Genomic DNA, 19,001 nt, shown 5'->3' with positions numbered 1-19,001 from the left:
CGGAGCGGGTGACCAAATAAAAGCAAGAACCATGCCTTCTTCCCTGGCCGGAGCCCGTACGGTGGGCTCCGGTGGCACAGTGCGCGCCTTTGCCCTGGGATCATCGAGGATCCTGCGCGCATTCCCGCCTCAAGTGTTGGCGGTTGCGACCGATAACAGGTCAGGTGCAGATACAGGAAAGGTATCCATGAAGAGAGTTATCACGGTGCTGGCGGTGGCGCTGGCATTGGTCGGTTGCGGGTCGGCCGACCCCATCAATCGGGAGCTGGGAGACCCTCGCCAGGCGGCGAAGGGGATGGAGCTCAACTGGCTGGTGGCCCGCATGACGGATCAGTTGATGGAGCGCAAGTCCCTCACGACCCTGACCGAGCCCATTGCGGTCGCCTCCTTTGTCGATCTCGACACCCTGAAGGACACCAACTGGATGGGGCAGCAGATCGAGGAGAGCTTCATCTACGAGCTGAACCGGCGCGGGGAAGTGGTGGTGGACTTCAAGACCACGGGCAACATCCAGGTGACCCCGCAGGGGGATTTCGTGATGAGCCGCAACTACAAGGATCTCTCGTCCCGGCTGCCCATCTCCCGCATCCTGACCGGCACCTTCAGCCGCAATCAGCAGGGGATCCTGGTCAACGCCCGCATCATCGATCTGCGCACCAAGATGGTGGAGACCACGGCCCAGAGCCTGATCCCGAAACAATATTTGTCCGGTGCCAGCAACTCCTTTGGCCGGGCCTCCATCAATCGCGGTTACCTGATGCGGGGGGGCCAGAGCCCGTCCGGCCATCTGGTCAACCTGACCCCTTGAGGTGGCGCGTCATGAAGCGTGAAGCGGGCTGGCTGACATTGAGCCGTGAAACATCGGGTGTGGTGAACAGGAAAACGGGGAAACAGCGATGAAAATCTTGTTGGGTTGCCTGATGGCCATGTTGCTGACGGCGTGCAGTGGCAACCGGGTGGTGAACTATGACGTGGGCGAGAAGCCCGATGACTTCCCGGTGCTCAAGGCGGTGGGGTATGCGGTGATCGACATCCAGCCCGGTCCCTCCCAGTCCGAGAAGATGTTGCAGGCGATCCGCGCCTCCAAGATGGACGCCTACCGGGAGCTGGCGGAGCAGCTCAACGGCCAGCAGGTGCGCGGCCAGAGCAGCTACAAGGACCTGACCCAGACCTCCAACTCCCTGGATGTGTCGGTGGCGGGCATGGTGCGCGGTGCCCGGGTGGTGGCGACCTATCCCCGTGGCAACACCTATGCCACCGAGCTGGAGCTCGACACCCGCAACCTCTATCACCTGAACCAGCTGATGGCGGGCCAGTTCTAGGGCGGGTCCGGGGGGCGCCGGCATGAGCCCGGCGATGATCACGGCACAGACAAAGGCGAGCGCAGGCTCGCCTTTTTGTTTGGTCGGGAAAGGGCTCGGATCTGCGGGGAATAACCGGGGTTGGCGCCTTGGACGGGATAGGGCCTGGGGAGGATAACCGGGGTTGGCGCCTTGGACGGGATAGGGCCTGGGGAGGATAACCGGGGTTGGCGTCTTGGGGGATAACTGGCCTGCGGTGAGGATAACCGGGATTGGCGTCTTGGGGGGAGAGCTGGTCTTCTGCAGGAGAAACGGACTTGATGGCCGGGCGGGATCCGGCCTGTGGCGAGGAAAAAGGGGGCTGAAGTAGAACAAGAGGTGCCCGGGCGCCGGAATGGCAGCCTTTTTTGTTTAGGGAAATCTAACGATATCACCATGTCGTTAAATAAAGCCAAACGATAGAAAGGCCCGGCAGGCGGCAAAAGGAGGCCGCAACGGGAGGAAGATGGCCTGATGGTGAGTGGAGAGACAGCAGCGCCAGGATCCCGGGTCCACGAGGAAGGGGGTGGAGGGCGGTTTAACGCCGGAAGGGAAGGGCGGGACTGGGCCGCGTCTCACGGGGAGGGCGCAGAGAGCACAAAGGCGAGCCGGGGCTCGCCTTTGTGTGGCAGGGGCGGGATCCGCTCCCCATCAGCTTCCCATCAAGACGGGCGGCACGGCGGTCGGCTTGACGTCTTCGCTCGGGTAGCAGCCCAGCACCTTGATGTAGCGGGTGATCTTGGTCAGCTCCAGCAGGGCGGCCTGCATGGCCGGGGTCTGCAGGTTGGCGGAGACATCCAGGTAGAACATCTCCTCCCAGGGGTTGCCCTGCACCGGACGGGATTCGAGCTTGGTCATGTTGATCTCGTGGCTGCGCAGCACCAGCAGCGCCTCCACCAGGGAGCCCGGCTTCTGGGAGGTGGACATGATGAGGGTGGTCTTGGCCGGGATCTGGGGCGCCACGTCGATGGGCTTGCGCGCCACCACGATGAAGCGGCTGTAGTTCTCCTTCTGGTTGGCGAGCTGCTCGGCCAGCACGTCCAGGCCATAGAGCTCGCCGCCGGCGGCGCTGCCGATGGCCGCCGCTTCCGGGCTTGCCAGCTCCTTCACCTTCATCATGGCGCTGGAGGAGGAGTCGCAGATCTCGTGGCGCGCTCCTTCCAGCTTGCTGAGGTAATGGGAGCACTGCTGGAACACCTGGGGATGGGCGTAGAAGGTCTTGATGCGTTCGATCTCGGTGGGCACGGCGGTGAGGATGCAGTGCTCGATGGGATAGGTGAGCTCACCCACGATGGAGAGGGTGGTGTGCTGCATCACGTCGTACACCTCGTTGATGGAGCCCGAGCTGGTGTTCTCGATGGGCAGCACCCCGAAGGCGGCGCGGCCCGACTCCACGGTGTCCAGCACCTCGCGGAAGTTCTGGCAGTTCACCTCGATCACCTGATCCTTGTAGCGGGCCAGGTACTTGCGGGCGGCCAGGCTCGAGTAGGAGCCGCGCGGTCCCAGGTAGGCGACGCTGGTCATGGGCTCCTGTTGCTGGGGGTTGAGCAGGCTCTGCAGGTAGGCCTGCTGGGAGAGCACGGAGTCTTCGATGATGGTGTGGTAGATGCGGGTGATGTACTGGGCATCCAGTCCGAGGGCGCGCCCTTTCTGGATCAGGGCGACCAGCAAGTCCTGTTCGCGCTGGTGGTCACGGATGGGACGGGGATTGGCCTGCTTGGCGCGGGCGACCTCGATGCTGAGGGTCTTGCGTTTGGCCAGCAGGGCGAGCAGCTCCTGATCCAACTGGGTGATGTCGTGTCTGATCTCGTCGAGCGTTGCCATGGTGGTTCCCTATCCAGTGATTCTGTGGTGTGTGGTGCAAAAAAAAGCCTCCGCTGGGGAGGCTCGATTCGTCTTTGGTTTCTGTTTACGCGAATGGTTCACGTGACGACGGGCCTTCCCTCATGTGGGCCGGGTAAACGAGAAAACAAAGAAGAATGGTGTGTTCATGGGCGTGTCCTGAATGTAACGCCATAACCATTAAGGGATTTGGCGGTGCGATGCAAGTAAAACTTGCCCGGGGGCGTTGAACGGGGCAGGGTGGTGGCTCGGGTTGCCGAGGGGGAGTGAGCGTCGTTCTGGTCCCTGTTTGTGGCAACCGCCGTGACCACATCCGTGGCAACAACACATAGAGAGGACGAGACGATGGCGGTGATCTTCGATCTGGGCAGGGTGGTGGTGCGCTGGGATCCGGTGGCCATCGTGAGTGGGGTGCGCGGACCTGATGGGGCGACAGCGATCGCGGAGCAGCTGTTCAACCACCCGGACTGGCTGGAGGTGGACAGGGGGACCCTCTCCCTGCACACCATGGCCCGTCAGGCGCAGGGGCGCACCGGCCTGTCGATGGCGGAGAATCTGGCCATCTTGCAGGCGGTGCCGTCCTCCCTTGTGCCGGATCCCGCCATGGTGGCGCTCATCGAAGAACTGCACGGTGCAGGCCACCCCCTCTATGCCCTCTCCAACATGGGGCACGCCAGCATCGACTGGCTGGAGCAGCATCAGTCCTTCTGGCGCTTCTTCAGCGGCAAGGTGGTGTCGGCCCGGGTGCGAATGCTCAAACCCGAGCCCGACATCTACCGCTATCTGCTGGTGTCGTTCGACCTCAAGGCTGGGGAGTGCCTCTTTATCGACGACAGCCCGGCCAACGTGGCGGCGGCCGAGGCGCTCGGTCTGCGGGGGCTGATCTTCACCGATCCGGCCCGGTGCCGGGCGCATCTGATCGCTCAGGGGTTGTTGCCTGCCTGAGGAGAGCCAGTTTCGCTTCGCAGCGAAAAAAGTGTGCAAAACCTTGATTGAGGGCAAATAACGTACAGCTTTATCCATGCTCTTTAAGTGTATATTCAGCTTGGTGCGGGCAAAATGGTATCCAGTTCATCATCCGGAGTTGTTGTTATGGATGCCAATGTCGTTGCGCTGCATCGGGGATACGATCAGACCTTTCAAGCCAGGGAACAGAGGCTCATCAACACCCTGGCCGGTTACAGCGAACTGCTTGTCTCCTTCTCCGGCCGACAGGAATCTTGCTACAGCATGGATCTGTGCCGGGCCAGCGGGGTGCGATTTCGCGCCATCACCCTGGACAACCCCACCCTCAGCCGCCAGTCGGTGGCCAGGGCACAGCGCTACTGCCGGCACTACGGCATCCCCCATCAGGTGCTCAAGACCGACGAGATGATCTTCAGCGCGCACCTGGGCCACCTCGCCGAGGTGACCGACCCGGTGCGCTACCTCTGCCAGCAGCTCGAACATGAAGAGGGCCCGCCGCTGCTGATGTCGGCCTCGGTGGAGGAGAAGCGGGAGTACCTGCGCCGATTCCACAGCCTGCCCGCCAACACCCTCTGGATCTTTGCCGAGCAGGGGATGACCAACCGGGATTTTCGCTACGGCTTTCACAAGCGGCAACTGGCGCTCTGGGGAGACGTGGGGGAGGCCTGCCTGAGCCGGCGGTTTGTCGATATGACCTCCCTGGACAGGCGGCACCTGCGGATGGTCGACATGGCCGAGCAGATGCTGGTGGACATGGGGCTGGGGGGAGCCCAGGTCTTCTTCCATACCCTGGGTGACAGGGTCACCACCCTTGCGAGGATCCGGGTGCCCGAACGGCTGCGGGCCTTGGTGTTCGACATGCAGCCCACCATCCAGAAGGCCCTCAGGAGTGCCCAGTTCGATCTGGTGACCCTGGATCTGGCCACGCTGGAGGATCCCCACCCCCTGGTCATCTGAGTCGGGGCGTAACGTGAGGGGGGTCATAGGCAAGGAGGGCGCGACTCTTTATACTGCTCCCTTCGCATCCTTTATCGAGTGCCTGCCCATGAAACCCCTCTCCCGACTGCTGGTCGCCCTCTGTCTGTGCCCTCTGCTGGCCGAGGCGGCTCCCCTGCACCAGATCACCTTGCCGGATGGTCGCCAGGTGCAACTCAATGACGATTTCACCTGGGAATACCTGCTGGTCAAGCCGGCAGCCACGGTAGCCGGTCAGGCAGTGACGGCGAGTGTCGCGGCCCCGGTGCTGACCGAGCAGGCCATGGCCCATCCCGACTTGCTCTCCCAGGCGACCCGGGACGGCATCACGGTGAAGCTGGACCAGGTGGCGGGGGACGATCCCCTCAGCCTGCAGTTCGTGGTGAGCAACACCGGCAGTCGCAACGTGGTGCGCGTCAACGGCAGCCTGACCCTGTTCAGCGCCGACGGGGTGCAGCTCTCGAGCGAGCCCGTGCGCTTCTGGGTCGGGGAGAACCGCCTGCCTGACTCCTACCTGCGCAAGGGGGAGGCACGCACCTCCCGGGCCATCGAGCTGGCACGACCCGCCGGCCTCACCGGCAAGCCGCTGGTGCGGGTGCAGATCGACGAGGTGGAGTTCCGCTAGGATGACGGCGGGGGAGCCCTCGCTCCCCCGCAGAGTGTTGCACCGGTAACCGCCAGCAATATCCGCTTACATCTGACATGGTTTGGCAACAGCTTGCTCCTCGGCGTTGCCCCCTTTGCCCGTCACAATGGCTCCATTCCAGTTAGGTCCGCCTAACTCAACCCATGGAGTCAACAAAATGCAAAAGATCGCACTGTCTGTTCTGGTTCTGGCCGGTCTCTCTTCCACCTCCGTCCTGGCGCAAGATGCCTTCAGCTATGCCAAGGGCTCTGCCACCTGGGCCCACACCAAGTCTGACTACATCGGTGGCAAGGATGGGGAGAACCGCGACTTCGGCGGCCTGAGCCTGGATCTCTCCAAGAGCTTCACCAGCAATGTCTATGGCCGGATCGGCAGCGAATACACCTCCCGCAGCAGCGGCAACGACAGCATGGCCATCTCCAGTCTGGGGATGGGTGTCTACACCCCCCTCAGCACCGGCCTGAACCTCTACGGTGAAACCGGCCTGATGGGCTACAGCCTGGAACGGGAGCTGGCTTCCGACGTGAACCACTCCGGTTGGGATACCCTGGCCCGCAAGAAGAGCGGCAGCCTCTACGGAGAAGTGGGTCTGCGCTACGACATCGGCGCCGTCGAGCTCTCCACCGGCTATCGCTACGCCAACATGACCGACGACATGCACGACTTCAAGGCGGGGGCGGCCTACAAGCTGACCCAGAACCTGGCCCTCACCGCCGACTACACCTATCGCAACTGGGATCTGCAAAAAGGCTCCATCTCCAGCCTGGGTGTGAAATACAGCTTCTGATCATCCTTCCTGCAGGGTCTTCACCTTTACCCATGACTTCGGTCATGGGTTTTTTTTATGGGGGCTGATCCGCCCGCCGCCCCCTGGCCGTATCAGTTCGCAATAGTTATACAGCTTCCAATCTTTTGTATAACTGCTATAACTTACTCAAGGCTTATACAAGGGGCTTCATCATGTACAAGATTAAGGTCGGTATCAGTGCCTGTCTGCTCGGCCAGGAAGTGCGCTTCGACGGGGGCCACAAACGATCCAGTTTCTGCGAACGGGATCTGGGTGCCCATTTCGACTATCACCCCGTCTGCCCCGAGATGGCCATTGGCCTGGGTGCACCCCGCGCCGCCATCCGGCTGGTGAAGCGCCAGGGCGAGGTGCGGGCCGAGGCAAGCAACGGCAGCTTCGACGTCACCGACAAGCTGATTGCCTTCAGCGAGCAGAAGGCACGCCAGCTCGACTTCCTCTCCGGCTACATCCTCTGCGCCAAATCCCCCAGCTGCGGCATGGAGCGGGTGCGCATCTATGGCGCCAACAACGAGGGGAGCGCCAAGGAGGGGGTCGGCCTCTTCGCCAAGGCGCTGATGGAGGCCAACCCCCTGCTGCCGGTGGAGGAAGATGGCCGCCTGTGCGACCCCATCCTGCGGGAGAACTTCGTGCTGCGGGTCTTCGCCTACCACGACTGGCAGCAGCTCTGCGCCCGGGGGATCACCGCCTCAGCCCTGATCCGCTTCCATTCACGCTACAAGTACCTGGTGCTCTCCCACGCCACCACCCACTACCGGGCGCTGGGGCGCCTGCTCGCCAACCTTGGCAAGGCCAACCTGCAGGAGGTGGCCGACAGCTACATCCAGGGGTTGATGGCGGCGCTGACCCTGCGGGCCAACCGCCGCAGCCACACCAATGTGCTGATGCACCTGCAGGGCTACTTCAAGCGGGTGCTGACCCCGGCCCAGAAGCAGGAGCTGTGCGACACCATCGACAAGTACCGCACCGGGGTCTTCCCGTTGCTGGTGCCCCTTACCCTGATCCGCCACTACCTGCGCGAGTACCCGAACCCCTATCTCGCCGAGCAGGTGTACCTCAATCCCCATCCCGACACGCTGAAATTGCGTTACGGGCTGTGAAGGTGTGGCTGGATTTGGCCGATCAGGCCTACCTCGACCTTCATCCCGACACGCTCAAGCTGCGCTACGGGCTCTGAACCCCCTGTGCAGGCCCCGGCGGATGACCGGGGCCTCTTCCCAACGTCTGATGGACTCTCTCATGTCTGATGAACCACAAGCAGCCGCGCCTCTCCCCGACGAGGGCGTCTACCCCATTCGCGAGGTCTCCCGCCTCACCGGCGTCAACGCCGTCACCCTGCGCGCCTGGCAGCGCCGCTACGGGCTGGTGCAACCGGCCCGAACCGAGAAGGGCCATCGCCTCTACAGCGAGCAGGACATCCGCCAGATAGGCGAGATCCTGAGCTGGCTGGAGCGGGGGGTGAGCATAGGTCAGGTGAAGGGGCTGTTGAGCGAGCCCCAGAGTGCGCCGGTGAGCGATCACTGGCAGCAGACCCTGGAGCAGTTCAGCCAGGCGCTGCTCGCCTTCAACCAGCGCAAGGCGGAGGCCGAGCTTGGCGATCTGCTGGCGAGCTACCCCTTCGAGCTGGTGCGCAGCCGGGTGCTGCAGCCCCTGGTGGAGCGGCTGCTGGGGCTGTGGCGCGAGCGCCCCGATGGCGAGCTGCTGCAACAGGTGTGGCTCGGCTGGTTGCATACCCGCTTCGCCCGCCACCTCATCGAGCAGGAGAAGGGCGTCCCCGTCACCCTGGCAAGCTGGGGGCAGGTGGGGCCGCTGGATCTTGTCTGGGCTGCGTATGAGCTCATCGGTCAGGGATATGAGGTGCAACTGCTGGGGGCGGTGGAGCCCCGCCATGCCACCCTGCTGGAGGGGCGCGCCACCCCCCCCTGGCTGATCCTGCTGGGGGCCGGGCTCGGCAAGCAGGACCAGGCCGCCGAATGGCCTGCGGGTACCCGCTTCTTTGGCGAGCTGGGACGCCTCTACGATGAGCCGTGGCGGCGTGCCCGCAACTGGCACGCCACCCTGGCAGAGGTCAGTGCGACGCCCCGCACTGCCAAGGCGAAGGGCAAGGGCGGGAGAACACCGTCATGAGGCTGGTCTGGTTTCGCAACGATCTGCGTCTGGCCGACAACCCGGCCCTGCGCCACGCCTGCGCCGGAGATGAACCGGTCGCCGCACTCTTCATCGTCTCGCCGACCCAGTGGCAGCAGCACAAGCTGGCCCCGGTCCGCCAGCGCTTCATGCTGGCACAGGCGGATGCCATGGGCTGCGAGCTGGCGGCCCTCGGCATTCCGCTTCATCTGCTGCGGGTCGAGACCTTTGCCGAGGTGCCGACGGCGCTGACGGCGCTTTGCCGGGAGCTCGGGGTGAGCCAGCTCTACGCCAACCAGGCCATCGAGATTGACGAGCTGCGCCGCGACCACGCCGTCAGCGCCGCGCTGGGGGAGCAGGGCCTGACCAGCCACTGGTTCAACGGCTGCTGCGTGCTGCCGCCCGGTCGGGTGCTGACCGGGTCGGGGGAGATGTTCAAGGTCTTCACCCCCTTCAGCCGCGCCTGGCTCAAGGCTCTCGAGGAGGATGGCTTCGTCATTCACCGTGCCCCCGCACCACGCGGCGAGCGGTTGCCGTGGCTGCCCCTGGCCGAGCGGGAGTGGGTGGACGACGGGCTGGGGGATTTGACGCCGGACACCCGCTGGCCGGTGGGGGAGGCCGAGGCGAGCCGCCGGTTGCACGCTTTTCTGGATCAGGCGGTGCTCGATTACGGCGAGACCCGGGACTTTCCGGCGCTGGCGGGCACCTCCGTGCTCTCCCCCTATCTGGCGGCGGGCATCATCAGTGCCCGCCAGTGCGTGGGGGCGCTGCAGCAGCGTCTCGGCTACCGGCCCCAGTCGAAGGCCCAACCCGGTTTCGTCTGGCTCAACGAGCTCATCTGGCGCGAGTTCTACCGCCACTTGCTGGTGCTGATCCCGAGCCTCTCCATGAACCGCCCCTTCAAGCCGGAGACGGCGGCCCTGCCGTGGAGCTGGGATCCGGATGCCTTCGCCGCCTGGTGCGAGGGGCGCACCGGCTACCCCGTGGTCGATGCGGCCATGCGTTGCCTCAACGCCACCGGCTGGATGCACAACCGGCTACGGATGATAGTGGCGAGCTTCCTCACCAAGGATCTCCATATCCACTGGCGGCTTGGGGAGGACTACTTCATGAGTCGGCTCATCGACGGGGATCTGGCGGCCAACAATGGCGGCTGGCAGTGGGCGGCGGGGACCGGGGCCGATGCGGCGCCCTATTTCCGGGTCTTCAACCCCACCACCCAGGGGCAACGATTTGATCCACAAGGGGAGTTCATTCGTACCTGGGTCACTGAGCTGGCGGATGTGCCTGCTGCCTATCTTCACGAGCCCCACGACTGGTTGCGGCTCAAGGGGCGGCAGGATTATCCGGCCCCCATGGTGGATCATGCCGTTGCACGGGTGAGGGCCATCGAGATGTTCCGCGAACTGGAGAAAAACTAGCATGAATGACGCGCTGGCCCGCTTTGTCATCCTCTACCTGCAATTGGACAAGCATCAGTTGCACCGCTTGTCGGAGGTCTATGCCGATGAGGTGCTCTTCATCGATCCTGCGCACCGGATAGAGGGGCTGGCCGCGCTCACCCGTTACTTTTCCTCCCTTTATGAGCGCCTTGCCCAGTGCAGTTTCGAGATAACGAGTCAGCAGCAGTCGGGCAACGAAGCCTGGCTCGCCTGGGTCATGACCTTCTCCCACCCCAGGATTGCCGGTGGCCGGGCCGTCAGGGTGGAGGGGGCCACCCGGCTGACGTTCGACTCCTGGGGCAAGGTGTTCCTGCACCGGGACTACTTCGATCTCGGGGCCATGCTCTACGAGCAGTTGCCGCTGCTGGGGCCCGTGGTACGTGCCATCAAGGGGAGGCTGGGGACATGAGCGGCCGGGTGCTGATCACCGGGGCCACCTCGGGCATCGGCCGCCAGCTGGCGCTGGATTATCGGCGCGCCGGCTGGCAGGTGTGGGGTTGTGGCCGGGACGAGGTGCGCTTGCAGGCACTGGCCGACCTGGGGATCACCCCTTTGCGATTCGATGCGCGCGACAGCGCCGCCATGGCCGGGGTGGCCGCGAGTCTGCCCGCCCTCGACCTGCTCATTCTCAATGCGGGCAACTGTGAATACATGGATCCGGCAGAAGGCTTTGACGGCGCCCTGTTTGCCCGGGTCATCGAGACCAACCTCATCGCCACCGGCAACGCCCTGGCCGCCTTGCTGCCGCGGCTGGGGGCAGGTGGACGGCTTGCCATCGTCAGCTCCTCGGTGAGCTGGCTGCCCCTGCCACGGGCGGAGGCCTATGGCGCCTCCAAGGCGGCCCTCGATTATCTGGCGAATACGCTGCGCCTGGATCTGGCCAGCAAGGGCATCGGGGTGACCCTGATCCGCCCGGGCTTCGTGCAGACGCCGCTCACCGACAAGAATGATTTTCCCATGCCCTGCCTGGTGACGGTGGAAGAGGCTTCCCGCGCCATCATGACGGGGCTTGCCGCCGGTCGCCACCAGATCCACTTTCCCCGTCGCTTCATCTGGCTGCTGCGCCTGCTCGGCGCCCTGCCGACGGGGCTCTGGCTGCGCCTTGGCCGCACACTCGTTTCGAAAGGACGCCCTTCATGAAGAAAAAGATCGCCATCGTCGGCTCCGGTGTCTCCGGTCTTACCGCCGGTTTTCTGCTCCACAAGCTGCATGACATCACCCTGTTCGAGGCGGCGCCGACCCTGGGAGGCCACACCGCCACCGTGGAGGTGGAGCAGGCTGGGCGCCACTATGCCATCGACACCGGCTTCATCGTCTTCAATGACCGTACCTATCCCAACTTCCTCAAATTGCTGGAGCGCATCGGTGTGGGGCGCCAACCCGCCGAGATGAGCTTCTCGGTCAAGAGTCCCGAGGGGATGGAGTACAACGGCCACAACCTCGATACCCTGTTCGCCCGGCGCCGCAATCTGCTGAGCCCGCGCTTCTATCGCTTCGTCGCCGAGATACTGCGCTTCAACCGGGAGGCGCGGGCCTGGCTGGCCGCGCATCGCCAGCGGGAGCTGACCCCCGAGCTGACCCTGGGGGACTTCCTGCAGGCGGGGAAATTCAGCGACTATTTCGCCCGCCACTACATCCTGCCCATGGGAGCGGCCATCTGGTCCTCCACCCTGGCGGACATGCGTGCCTTCCCCTTGAGCTTCTTCCTGCGGTTTTTCGCCAACCACGGGCTGCTGGAGGTGGCGAACCGGCCCCAGTGGTATGTGATCCCGGGTGGCTCGCGAGAGTACATAGGGCCGCTCACGGCGGGCTGGCAGTCGCGCATCCGCCTCGCTACCCCGGTGGAGGCGGTGCGCCGGGTGGCGGATGGCGTCGTGGTCACCAGCCAGGGGCAGGAGGCCCATTTTGACGAGGTGATCTTCGCCTGTCACAGCGATCAGGCCCTGGCCCTGCTGGCGGATGCGAGCGACGGAGAGAGGGCCATCCTCGGGAACATGCCCTATCAGGCCAACGACGTCTGGCTGCACACCGACGCCTCCTGCCTGCCGATGCGCCGCAAGGCGTGGGCGAGCTGGAACTACCAGCTCGGTGAGGATGACGGGGCGCGCCCCCTGGTGAGCTACAACATGAACATCCTGCAGGGGGTGAGCTCCCCCGCGCCCTTCTGCGTCAGCCTCAATCCCCGTGGACGGGTGGACGAGAGCAAGGTGTTGCGCCGTTTCGTCTATCATCATCCGGTATTCAATCAGGGCTCCATCGCCGCCCAGCAGCGACGGGGCGAGATCTGTGGCCATCAGCATACCCACTTCTGCGGGGCCTATTGGTACAACGGTTTTCACGAGGACGGGGTGCGCAGCGCCCTGGACGTGGCCAGACGCTTCGGGGCCGAGCTATGAGCGGCGCCGCGGCCTTGACGCAGGGGGACGAGGGAATGGGGGAGGGGATCAGCGCCATCTGGCAAGGTTCGGTGCGCCATCGCCGCTTCGCGCCGCGTCCCCACGCCTTTTCCTACAGCCTCTTCATGCTGGGGCTGGATCTGGACGAACTGCCCGGGCTTGAGCAGGGGCGCTGGTTTGCCGTGGAGCGGGCCGGACTGCTCTCGTTTCGCCGCGAGGACTATCTGCGGGGCAGCGAAGGGCCCCTCAAGCAGGCGGTCTGGGACAAGGTGGCGGCCCTTGGGGGGCATGCGGAGCCCGGCGGGCGGGTGCTGCTCCTTGGCAACGTGCGCTGCCTCGGGTTTTATTTCAGCCCGGTCAATTTCTACTTCTGCGATCGGGCGGGGGAGACCCGCTACCTGCTGGCGGAGGTCTCCAATACCCCCTGGAACGAGCGCCACTACTACCTGCTGGATCTGGCGGCGCTCTCCCCCCATGACAAGGATTTTCATGTCTCCCCCTTCATGGGACTGGGGATGCGCTACCACTGGCGCATCCGGGCACCGAAAGAGGAGGCGCTGATCCATATCGAGAGCCACCCCGTATCCGGTGAGAACAAGCTGTTTGACGCCACCCTGGCCCTGCGCCGCGCGCCCTGGTGCCGCAGCGGGCTGGCGGCGCTGCTGGCTCGCTGGCCCTGGATGACCCTGAAGGTGCTGCTCGGGATCTACTGGCAGGCCCTGCGCCTTTTTATCAAACGCACCCCCGTCTTCACCCATCCGGAGAGCCGCCCATGACGCCGACACACCCGTTTAATTCCGCTTCCTGGTGTTGTCAGCAGCCCATGGTGCGGGTTCATCCCAACCGAACGACCCCACTCTTGACCCATTCGGAGAGCCGCTAATGGAACTTGCTCAATCAACCCTCTCTGCCTCTTTCATCGATAAGGGGGCCAAGCAACTGCTGCTCAAATTGCTGGCGCGCCTTGAGCAGGGTCAACTGGTGCTTCACGACGGCAGCGAGTGCCACCGCTTCGGCAAGGCGGGCAGCGACCTGCATGCCGAGCTGGTGGTGCAGGATCCGGCGTTTTATCGCCGCCTGCTGCTGGGGGGAAGCATCGCCGCAGGAGAGACCTGGGTGGAGGGTCTCTGGACCAGCCCGGAGCCGGTGGCACTGGTGCGCTTGCTGGCCCGCAATCTGCCGCTGCTCGACGCCCTGGAACGGCGCCTCGGCTGGCTCAGCTTCCCGTTCAACAAGGTGCGCCATTGGTTCAATCGCAATACCCTGACCGGTTCGCGTGCCAACATCGCCGCCCACTATGACCTTGGCAACACCCTCTATCAGGGCTTTCTCGACGATCACATGCAGTATTCGAGCGCCATCTATCCCCACCCGGATGCCACCCTGGAGGAGGGGCAGCAGGCCAAGCTGCGCACCATCTGTGAGCGGCTTGAGCTCGGTCCCCATGATCACCTGCTGGAGATAGGCACCGGCTGGGGCGGTCTTGCCGTCTATGCGGCCCGTCACTACGGCTGCCGGGTCACCACCACTACCATCTCCCGGGCCCAGCACGACTATGCCAAGGCGTGGATCGAGCGGGAGGGGCTGGGGGATCGCATCACCTTGCTGCTGGAGGATTACCGCAAGCTGGAGGGACGCTATGACAAGCTGGTCTCCATCGAGATGATCGAGGCGGTGGGGCACGCCTTCCTGCCCGACTATTTCCGCCAGTTGTCGCGCCTGCTCAAGCCCGGCGGACGCCTGCTGATCCAGGCCATCACCATCGCCGATCAGCGTCACGCCCAGTATCTGCGCGGGGTGGACTTCATCCAGCGCTACATTTTCCCGGGAGGCTGCCTGCCCTGCGTCTCCCAGATGGCGGGTCTGCTGGCGCGGGAGACCGACATGCAGCTGGTACGGCTGCACGATCACGGCCACCACTATGCCCGTACCCTGGCCCACTGGTGCGAACGCTTCCTGGCGCTGGCCCCAGAGCTGCCCAAGCTCGGTTACAGCCAGGATTTCATCCGGCTCTGGCACTTCTATTTCGCCTACTGTGAAGGGGGATTCTGGGAGCGGGCCATCAGCCTGGTGCAACTGGAGGCCGCCAAGCCGGGGCCCCATGGCTGGTCCGGGGACTTGCCGGCACACGGTCGCTGATCATGTGGCAGTGGGCCCACCTGCTGGGATTCAACCTCTACTGGTTGCTGGCGGTGACATGGCAGCAACCGGGCCCGCTGCTCGGGATGCTGCTGCTCCATTTCATCTTCTCCCCCCGCCGTGGGCATGACTGGCGCCTCATCCCGGTCGCCCTGGCAGGCTGCCTGCTCGACATCCTGCTCTGGCGCCTCGGCCTGTTTCACTTTCCGTCCGGTTTTCCGCTCTGGCTGTTGCTGCTCTGGTGCGGTTTCGCCCTGACCCTCTCCCACGGCCTTCGCTGGCTTCGCCCCTTGCCGCGCTGGCAACAGGGGCTGTTCGGCATGGTAGGGGGCGCCTCCTCCTATATGGCGGGGGCCGCCATGGGGGCAGTAAACTTACCCTGGGGCATCTGGACAAGCGCAGTGCTGCTGGCGGTGATCTGGATGTGGTGGTTACCCGTACTCCTGTGGGTAACGGTCAAGCTGGAGGGTGAGACGAGATGAACACCTTTTCGACCGACACCTTGTTGTTTTCCAAGTGGACCAGGGATGGCCAGTGCGAGCTGGCCGAGCGTTTCTACCTGGTGGTGGCCTGCCAGCGCGATGCTCAGGGGCATCTGGCGAGCGTGGTGATGCAGGATATCAACACCCTGCAGGAACAGGAGATGGACTGGCATGAACTGGAGGATCCCGCCCGTTGGCACATGGGGTGGAACTAGCCTGCTGCTGGCGGCCTTGAGCCTGCCACTGTTTGCGACCGCCCAGAGCGTTGCCGCCCCCTGGCAGGGGCTGCGTACCGTGGGACAGGGGGAGATGCGCTGGCTCTGGTTCAAGCTCTATGACGCCACCCTCTACAGCGAGAGCGGCCGCTATCAGCCGGGGCGCTACCCGCAGGCCCTCAGCATTACCTACGCGAGGGCCATCGAGCGCCAGGATTTGCTGGAGGCGACCGCCGCCGAGTGGCAGCGGCTCGGCCTTGGCAGCGAGAGTGAGCGCCAACGCTGGCTGGCTCGACTGGCCACGCTCTGGCCGGATGTCGCCCCCGGCGACAAGCTGGTTTTTTATGTGGACGAGCAAGGCTCGGGCCACTTCTGGTTGCGAGATCGCCTCCTTGGCTCTCTTGATGATCCCGCCTTCGCCCCCGCGTTTCTTGCCATCTGGCTGACTGACGACAGCCAGGATCCCGCTCTGACCCGCCGCCTGCGCGGCCAATCCTGATGGAGTATTCCATGAAGTTCTCTTCCTGGTGGCGTCTTGCCTGGTTGCTGCCCCTGCTGTGGCTCTCTGGTTGCGGCGCGGGTCTTGACGATTATCGCGGCTCCCAGCCGGGCTGGGATCTCGCCCGTTTCTTCAATGGCAAGCTGGTGGCCCACGGCCTGGTGACGGACCGCAGCGGCGAAGTGACCAGTCGCTTTCGGGTCGAGATGCAGGGGCACTGGCGAGAGGGCAAGGGGGAGCTGTTCGAGCAGTTCTACTTCGATGATGGCCGTCGGCAGACCCGCACCTGGTTTTTGAGCAAGGGGGCGGATGGCCACTGGCGCGGCACGGCTTCAGACGTGGTGGGGGAGGCGGTAGGCAAGACAGAGGGCTTTGCCCTCAATTGGCGTTATCAACTCGATCTGGCACTGCCGGATGAGAGCGTGGTGAGGGTGAGCTTTGATGACTGGATGTATCTGCTGGACGACGATCGCCTGATCAACCGCGCGAAGATCAGCAAGTTCGGCATTCACCTCGGCGAGGTGATCCTCTATATCGAACGGCTTGAACAATGAAAGCCGGTGCATTTTTTGCCGACAATAGCTATTGGCTATGGATCGGCAAGGCACAGACGATTGTCCTTTGAGTCTGCTTCTGGATAAGCTGACTCCGTTCCCGATAATGCTTACCACCTGGAGGTGAATCATGAAGAGCCCCATTGGTCTTGATACCGTTCAATCACAAGCCCTGGCCGCCGAGCTCAACAAGCTGCTGGCCAGCTACCAGATCCTCTACATGAACGTCCGTGGCTTCCACTGGAACATCCGCGGCAACCAGTTCTTCGAGCTGCACCTGAAATTCGAAGAGATCTACAACGACCTGCTGCTGAAAGTCGATGCCCTGGCCGAACGCATTCTGACCCTGGATGGCGTGCCCCTGCACAGCTTCAGCGACTACATCCAGGTGTCCGCCATCCCCGAGCAGAAGGGGCTGCATGACGGTCGTGCCTGCGTGGAATCCCTGCTGGCGAGCTTCCGCGAACTGCTGGTTGCCCAGCGCCGCATCCTGGGTCAGGCCGCCGATGCCGGTGATGAAGGGACTGCATCCATCCTCTCCGACTATGTGCAGCAGCAGGAGAAACTGGTCTGGATGCTGCGCGCCTATCTGGCCTGATGAACCTGGGGCCGGCTGCCCATGCTCCGGCCCGTATCATTGCCCCTGTTGTTGCAAACCCGAGTTGTCTCTCCTTGATTTCCCACCCGCTTGCCGCCCGATTTGGGCGGCTTTTTTCTATTTGATCTGCATCAATGAAATGTTAATTGGTAAATTGAATGCCTATTAAGTTTTCCAAGAGGGGAATAGAATCGCCACAAAACAGATAACTGAAATGTCCAATTAGGAGAGACATGATGTTTTGTGTGCAATGTGAACAGACTATTCGTACCCCGGCAGGCAATGGCTGCGCCTATGCACAAGGCATGTGCGGCAAGACGGCGGAAACTTCCGACCTGCAAGATGTGCTGATCTATACCCTGCAAGGGCTCAGCGCCTGGGCCCTGGCGGCCCGCGAGCACGGCATCGTCGACAGCGAAATAGACGCTTTCGTGCCCAAGGCGTTCTTTGCCACCCTCACCAACGTCAACTTCGACTCCGCTCGCATCGTCGCCTACGTCAACCAGGCGCTGGCCTATCGCCAGCAACTGGCCGCCAAGCTGGCACCGCTGGCGGTGCAGGCCGACACACTGCCCGCCGCGGCCAGCTTCGAGCCGGGTGCCGATCTGCTGGCCCAGCTTGCCCAGGCGCCGCAGACCGCGGTCAACCGGGGCAAGAACGACGTCAACGAAGACATCATGGGGCTGCGCCTGCTCTGCCTCTACGGCCTCAAGGGGGCCGCCGCCTACATGGAACACGCCCGGGTGCTGGATCAGCAGGATGCCGGGGTCGCCGCCGAATTCCATCGCATCATGAGTTGGCTCGGCACGGATCCCTGCGATCTGGATCCCCTGTTCAAGTGCGCCATGGATATTGGCCTGCTGAACTTCAAGATCATGGAGATGCTGGATCTCGGTGAAACCACCGCCTTCGGCCACCCCGAGCCGACCCAGGTACGCGTCACTCCGGTACCGGGCAAGTGCATTCTGGTCTCCGGTCACGACATGGTGGATCTCAAGCTCATCCTGGAGCAGACCAGGGGCACCGGCATCAATGTCTACACCCATGGCGAGATGCTGCCGGCGCTGGCCTACCCCTTCTTCAAGCAGTACCCGCACCTGGTGGGCAACTACGGCTCTGCCTGGCAGAACCAGCAGAAGGAGTTTGCCAACTTCCCGGGCGCCGTGGTGATGACCTCCAACTGCATCATCGACCCGAACGTGGGCAACTACTCGGATCGCATCTTCACTCGCTCCATCGTCGGCTGGCCGGGCGTGACTCACCTGGAAGGGGAAGATTTCTCCGCCGTTATCGCCAAGGCACAAGCGCTGGAAGGCTTCAAGCACGTTGAGCTCGAGCATTTCATCACCATCGGTTTTGCCCGCAACGCCCTGATGCAGGCCGCTCCCGCAGTGATCGACAAGGTCAAGGCTGGCGAAATCAGCCACTTCTTTTTGGTGGGGGGATGTGACGGCGACCGTGCCGAGCGCGCCTACTACACCGAGTTTGCCAAGGCGATCCCGCAGGACAGCCTGCTGCTGACCCTGGGCTGCGGCAAGTACAAGTTCAACAAGCTCGATTTCGGCGACATCGGTGGCATTCCCCGTCTGCTGGACGTGGGTCAGTGCAACGATGCCTACTCTGCCATCCAGCTGGCCCTGGCGCTCGCCGACGCGTTCGAGTGCGGCGTCAACGATCTGCCCCTGACCCTGGTGCTCTCCTGGTTCGAGCAAAAAGCCATCGTCATTTTGCTCACCCTGCTTGCACTCGGCGTGAAGGACATCCGCACCGGCCCGACCGCCCCGGCCTTCCTCACCCCGGCCCTGCTCAAGGTGCTGGAGGAGCAGTTCGGCCTGAAAGGAACCACTACGGCAGACGCGGATCTCGCCGAGATCCTGGCGGCCTGAGCAAAGACACAGCCTTACACGCTCAGCATGTTGTAAGCCTTTGGCGAGCCTGATGGCTCGCCTTTTTTCAACGCTATTTCCGAGCAAGA

The 19,001-nt window shown here is 63.6% G+C and carries 21 protein-coding genes and 1 other annotated feature; of the genes, 20 read left to right on the top strand and 1 reads right to left on the bottom strand.

The genetic code is table 11. From position 1 onward, the window contains the following. Positions 1-187 precede the first annotated feature (187 nt). Together MUW49_RS03590 and MUW49_RS03585 are read left to right on the top strand one after the other, a co-directional pair. Positions 188-808 (top strand): FlgO family outer membrane protein, encoded by a 621-nt coding sequence (locus MUW49_RS03590; protein ID WP_010673310.1) that lies wholly within the window; start codon positions 188-190, stop codon positions 806-808. An 88-nt stretch (positions 809-896) separates the two neighbouring features. Beyond that, positions 897-1,322: an LPP20 family lipoprotein gene (locus tag MUW49_RS03585; protein ID WP_010673311.1), complete on the top strand. Its 426-nt coding sequence runs from the start codon at positions 897-899 to the stop codon at positions 1,320-1,322. Between the two features lie 669 nt (positions 1,323-1,991). On the opposite strand, the gene pheA is transcribed toward MUW49_RS03585, so the two are convergent. Continuing rightward, positions 1,992-3,164 carry a prephenate dehydratase gene (gene pheA / locus MUW49_RS03580; protein ID WP_010673312.1) on the bottom strand — a complete coding sequence of 391 codons (1,173 nt, stop codon included), beginning with the start codon at positions 3,162-3,164 and terminating at the stop codon, positions 1,992-1,994. A 38-nt stretch (positions 3,165-3,202) separates the two neighbouring features. After that, positions 3,203-3,336: a sequence feature (Phe leader region), on the bottom strand. 191 nt (positions 3,337-3,527) lie between these two features. On the opposite strand from pheA, the gene MUW49_RS03575 reads away from it, so the two are divergent. From MUW49_RS03575 to hcp, 18 genes are all read left to right on the top strand, one after another. Beyond that, positions 3,528-4,127 carry an HAD family phosphatase gene (locus MUW49_RS03575; protein ID WP_210538475.1) on the top strand — a complete coding sequence of 200 codons (600 nt, stop codon included), beginning with the start codon at positions 3,528-3,530 and terminating at the stop codon, positions 4,125-4,127. A 114-nt stretch (positions 4,128-4,241) separates the two neighbouring features. Then, complete coding sequence (locus MUW49_RS03570) at positions 4,242-5,105, top strand: hypothetical protein (protein ID WP_210538474.1); 864 nt, start codon at positions 4,242-4,244, stop codon at positions 5,103-5,105. Between the two features lie 88 nt (positions 5,106-5,193). After that, on the top strand, positions 5,194-5,748 hold the full coding sequence (locus MUW49_RS03565; RefSeq protein WP_010673315.1) for a DUF3157 family protein: 555 nt from the start codon (positions 5,194-5,196) through the stop codon (positions 5,746-5,748). 178 nt (positions 5,749-5,926) lie between these two features. Next, positions 5,927-6,556 (top strand): outer membrane beta-barrel protein, encoded by a 630-nt coding sequence (locus MUW49_RS03560; RefSeq protein WP_039041374.1) that lies wholly within the window; start codon positions 5,927-5,929, stop codon positions 6,554-6,556. Positions 6,557-6,729: 173 nt separating this feature from the next. Further along, complete coding sequence (locus MUW49_RS03555) at positions 6,730-7,674, top strand: DUF523 and DUF1722 domain-containing protein (RefSeq protein WP_010673317.1); 945 nt, start codon at positions 6,730-6,732, stop codon at positions 7,672-7,674. 139 nt (positions 7,675-7,813) lie between these two features. After that, positions 7,814-8,701: a MerR family transcriptional regulator gene (locus MUW49_RS03550; protein ID WP_113069793.1), complete on the top strand. Its 888-nt coding sequence runs from the start codon at positions 7,814-7,816 to the stop codon at positions 8,699-8,701. Next, positions 8,698-10,122, top strand: a complete 1,425-nt coding sequence (phrB, locus tag MUW49_RS03545) for a deoxyribodipyrimidine photo-lyase (protein ID WP_198497816.1) — start codon at positions 8,698-8,700, stop codon at positions 10,120-10,122. The genes MUW49_RS03550 and phrB overlap by 4 nt, the downstream gene beginning before the upstream one ends. Before the next feature lies 1 nt (position 10,123). Next, a complete protein-coding gene (locus tag MUW49_RS03540; RefSeq protein WP_198497815.1) occupies positions 10,124-10,552 on the top strand; it encodes a nuclear transport factor 2 family protein in 429 nt (142 codons plus the stop codon). Then, positions 10,549-11,283, top strand: a complete 735-nt coding sequence (locus MUW49_RS03535) for an SDR family NAD(P)-dependent oxidoreductase (protein ID WP_143237942.1) — start codon at positions 10,549-10,551, stop codon at positions 11,281-11,283. Before MUW49_RS03540 ends, MUW49_RS03535 begins: the two co-directional genes overlap by 4 nt. Beyond that, complete coding sequence (locus tag MUW49_RS03530) at positions 11,280-12,539, top strand: FAD-dependent oxidoreductase (protein WP_244812406.1); 1,260 nt, start codon at positions 11,280-11,282, stop codon at positions 12,537-12,539. Before MUW49_RS03535 ends, MUW49_RS03530 begins: the two co-directional genes overlap by 4 nt. Then, positions 12,536-13,315, top strand: a complete 780-nt coding sequence (locus MUW49_RS03525) for a DUF1365 domain-containing protein (protein WP_111896704.1) — start codon at positions 12,536-12,538, stop codon at positions 13,313-13,315. The genes MUW49_RS03530 and MUW49_RS03525 overlap by 4 nt, the downstream gene beginning before the upstream one ends. Positions 13,316-13,421: 106 nt before the next feature. Then, on the top strand, positions 13,422-14,678 hold the full coding sequence (locus MUW49_RS03520) for a cyclopropane-fatty-acyl-phospholipid synthase family protein (protein WP_113978854.1): 1,257 nt from the start codon (positions 13,422-13,424) through the stop codon (positions 14,676-14,678). 2 nt (positions 14,679-14,680) lie between these two features. Then, positions 14,681-15,160: a DUF2878 domain-containing protein gene (locus MUW49_RS03515; protein ID WP_109421950.1), complete on the top strand. Its 480-nt coding sequence runs from the start codon at positions 14,681-14,683 to the stop codon at positions 15,158-15,160. After that, positions 15,157-15,375 (top strand): TIGR02450 family Trp-rich protein, encoded by a 219-nt coding sequence (locus tag MUW49_RS03510; RefSeq protein ID WP_010673326.1) that lies wholly within the window; start codon positions 15,157-15,159, stop codon positions 15,373-15,375. Before MUW49_RS03515 ends, MUW49_RS03510 begins: the two co-directional genes overlap by 4 nt. Further along, the gene (locus tag MUW49_RS03505) at positions 15,332-15,874 is read left to right on the top strand and encodes a chalcone isomerase family protein (RefSeq protein ID WP_162540813.1); all 543 of its coding nucleotides are present in this window, start codon (positions 15,332-15,334) and stop codon (positions 15,872-15,874) included. The genes MUW49_RS03510 and MUW49_RS03505 overlap by 44 nt, the downstream gene beginning before the upstream one ends. 11 nt (positions 15,875-15,885) lie before the next feature. Beyond that, the gene (locus MUW49_RS03500) at positions 15,886-16,428 is read left to right on the top strand and encodes a DUF3833 domain-containing protein (protein WP_109421952.1); all 543 of its coding nucleotides are present in this window, start codon (positions 15,886-15,888) and stop codon (positions 16,426-16,428) included. A 130-nt stretch (positions 16,429-16,558) separates the two neighbouring features. Further along, positions 16,559-17,026 (top strand): Dps family protein, encoded by a 468-nt coding sequence (locus tag MUW49_RS03495; protein WP_010673329.1) that lies wholly within the window; start codon positions 16,559-16,561, stop codon positions 17,024-17,026. A gap of 236 nt (positions 17,027-17,262) precedes the next feature. After that, positions 17,263-18,912 carry a hydroxylamine reductase gene (gene hcp / locus MUW49_RS03490; RefSeq protein ID WP_049637030.1) on the top strand — a complete coding sequence of 550 codons (1,650 nt, stop codon included), beginning with the start codon at positions 17,263-17,265 and terminating at the stop codon, positions 18,910-18,912. Positions 18,913-19,001: the final 89 nt, after the last annotated feature.

Source organism: Aeromonas sp. LsrichE-8G (genome assembly GCF_022869435.1).
In the GTDB taxonomy this organism is placed as follows: Bacteria; Pseudomonadota; Gammaproteobacteria; order Enterobacterales; family Aeromonadaceae; genus Aeromonas; species Aeromonas caviae.
This window is presented reverse-complemented; position numbering and strand designations above follow the sequence as displayed.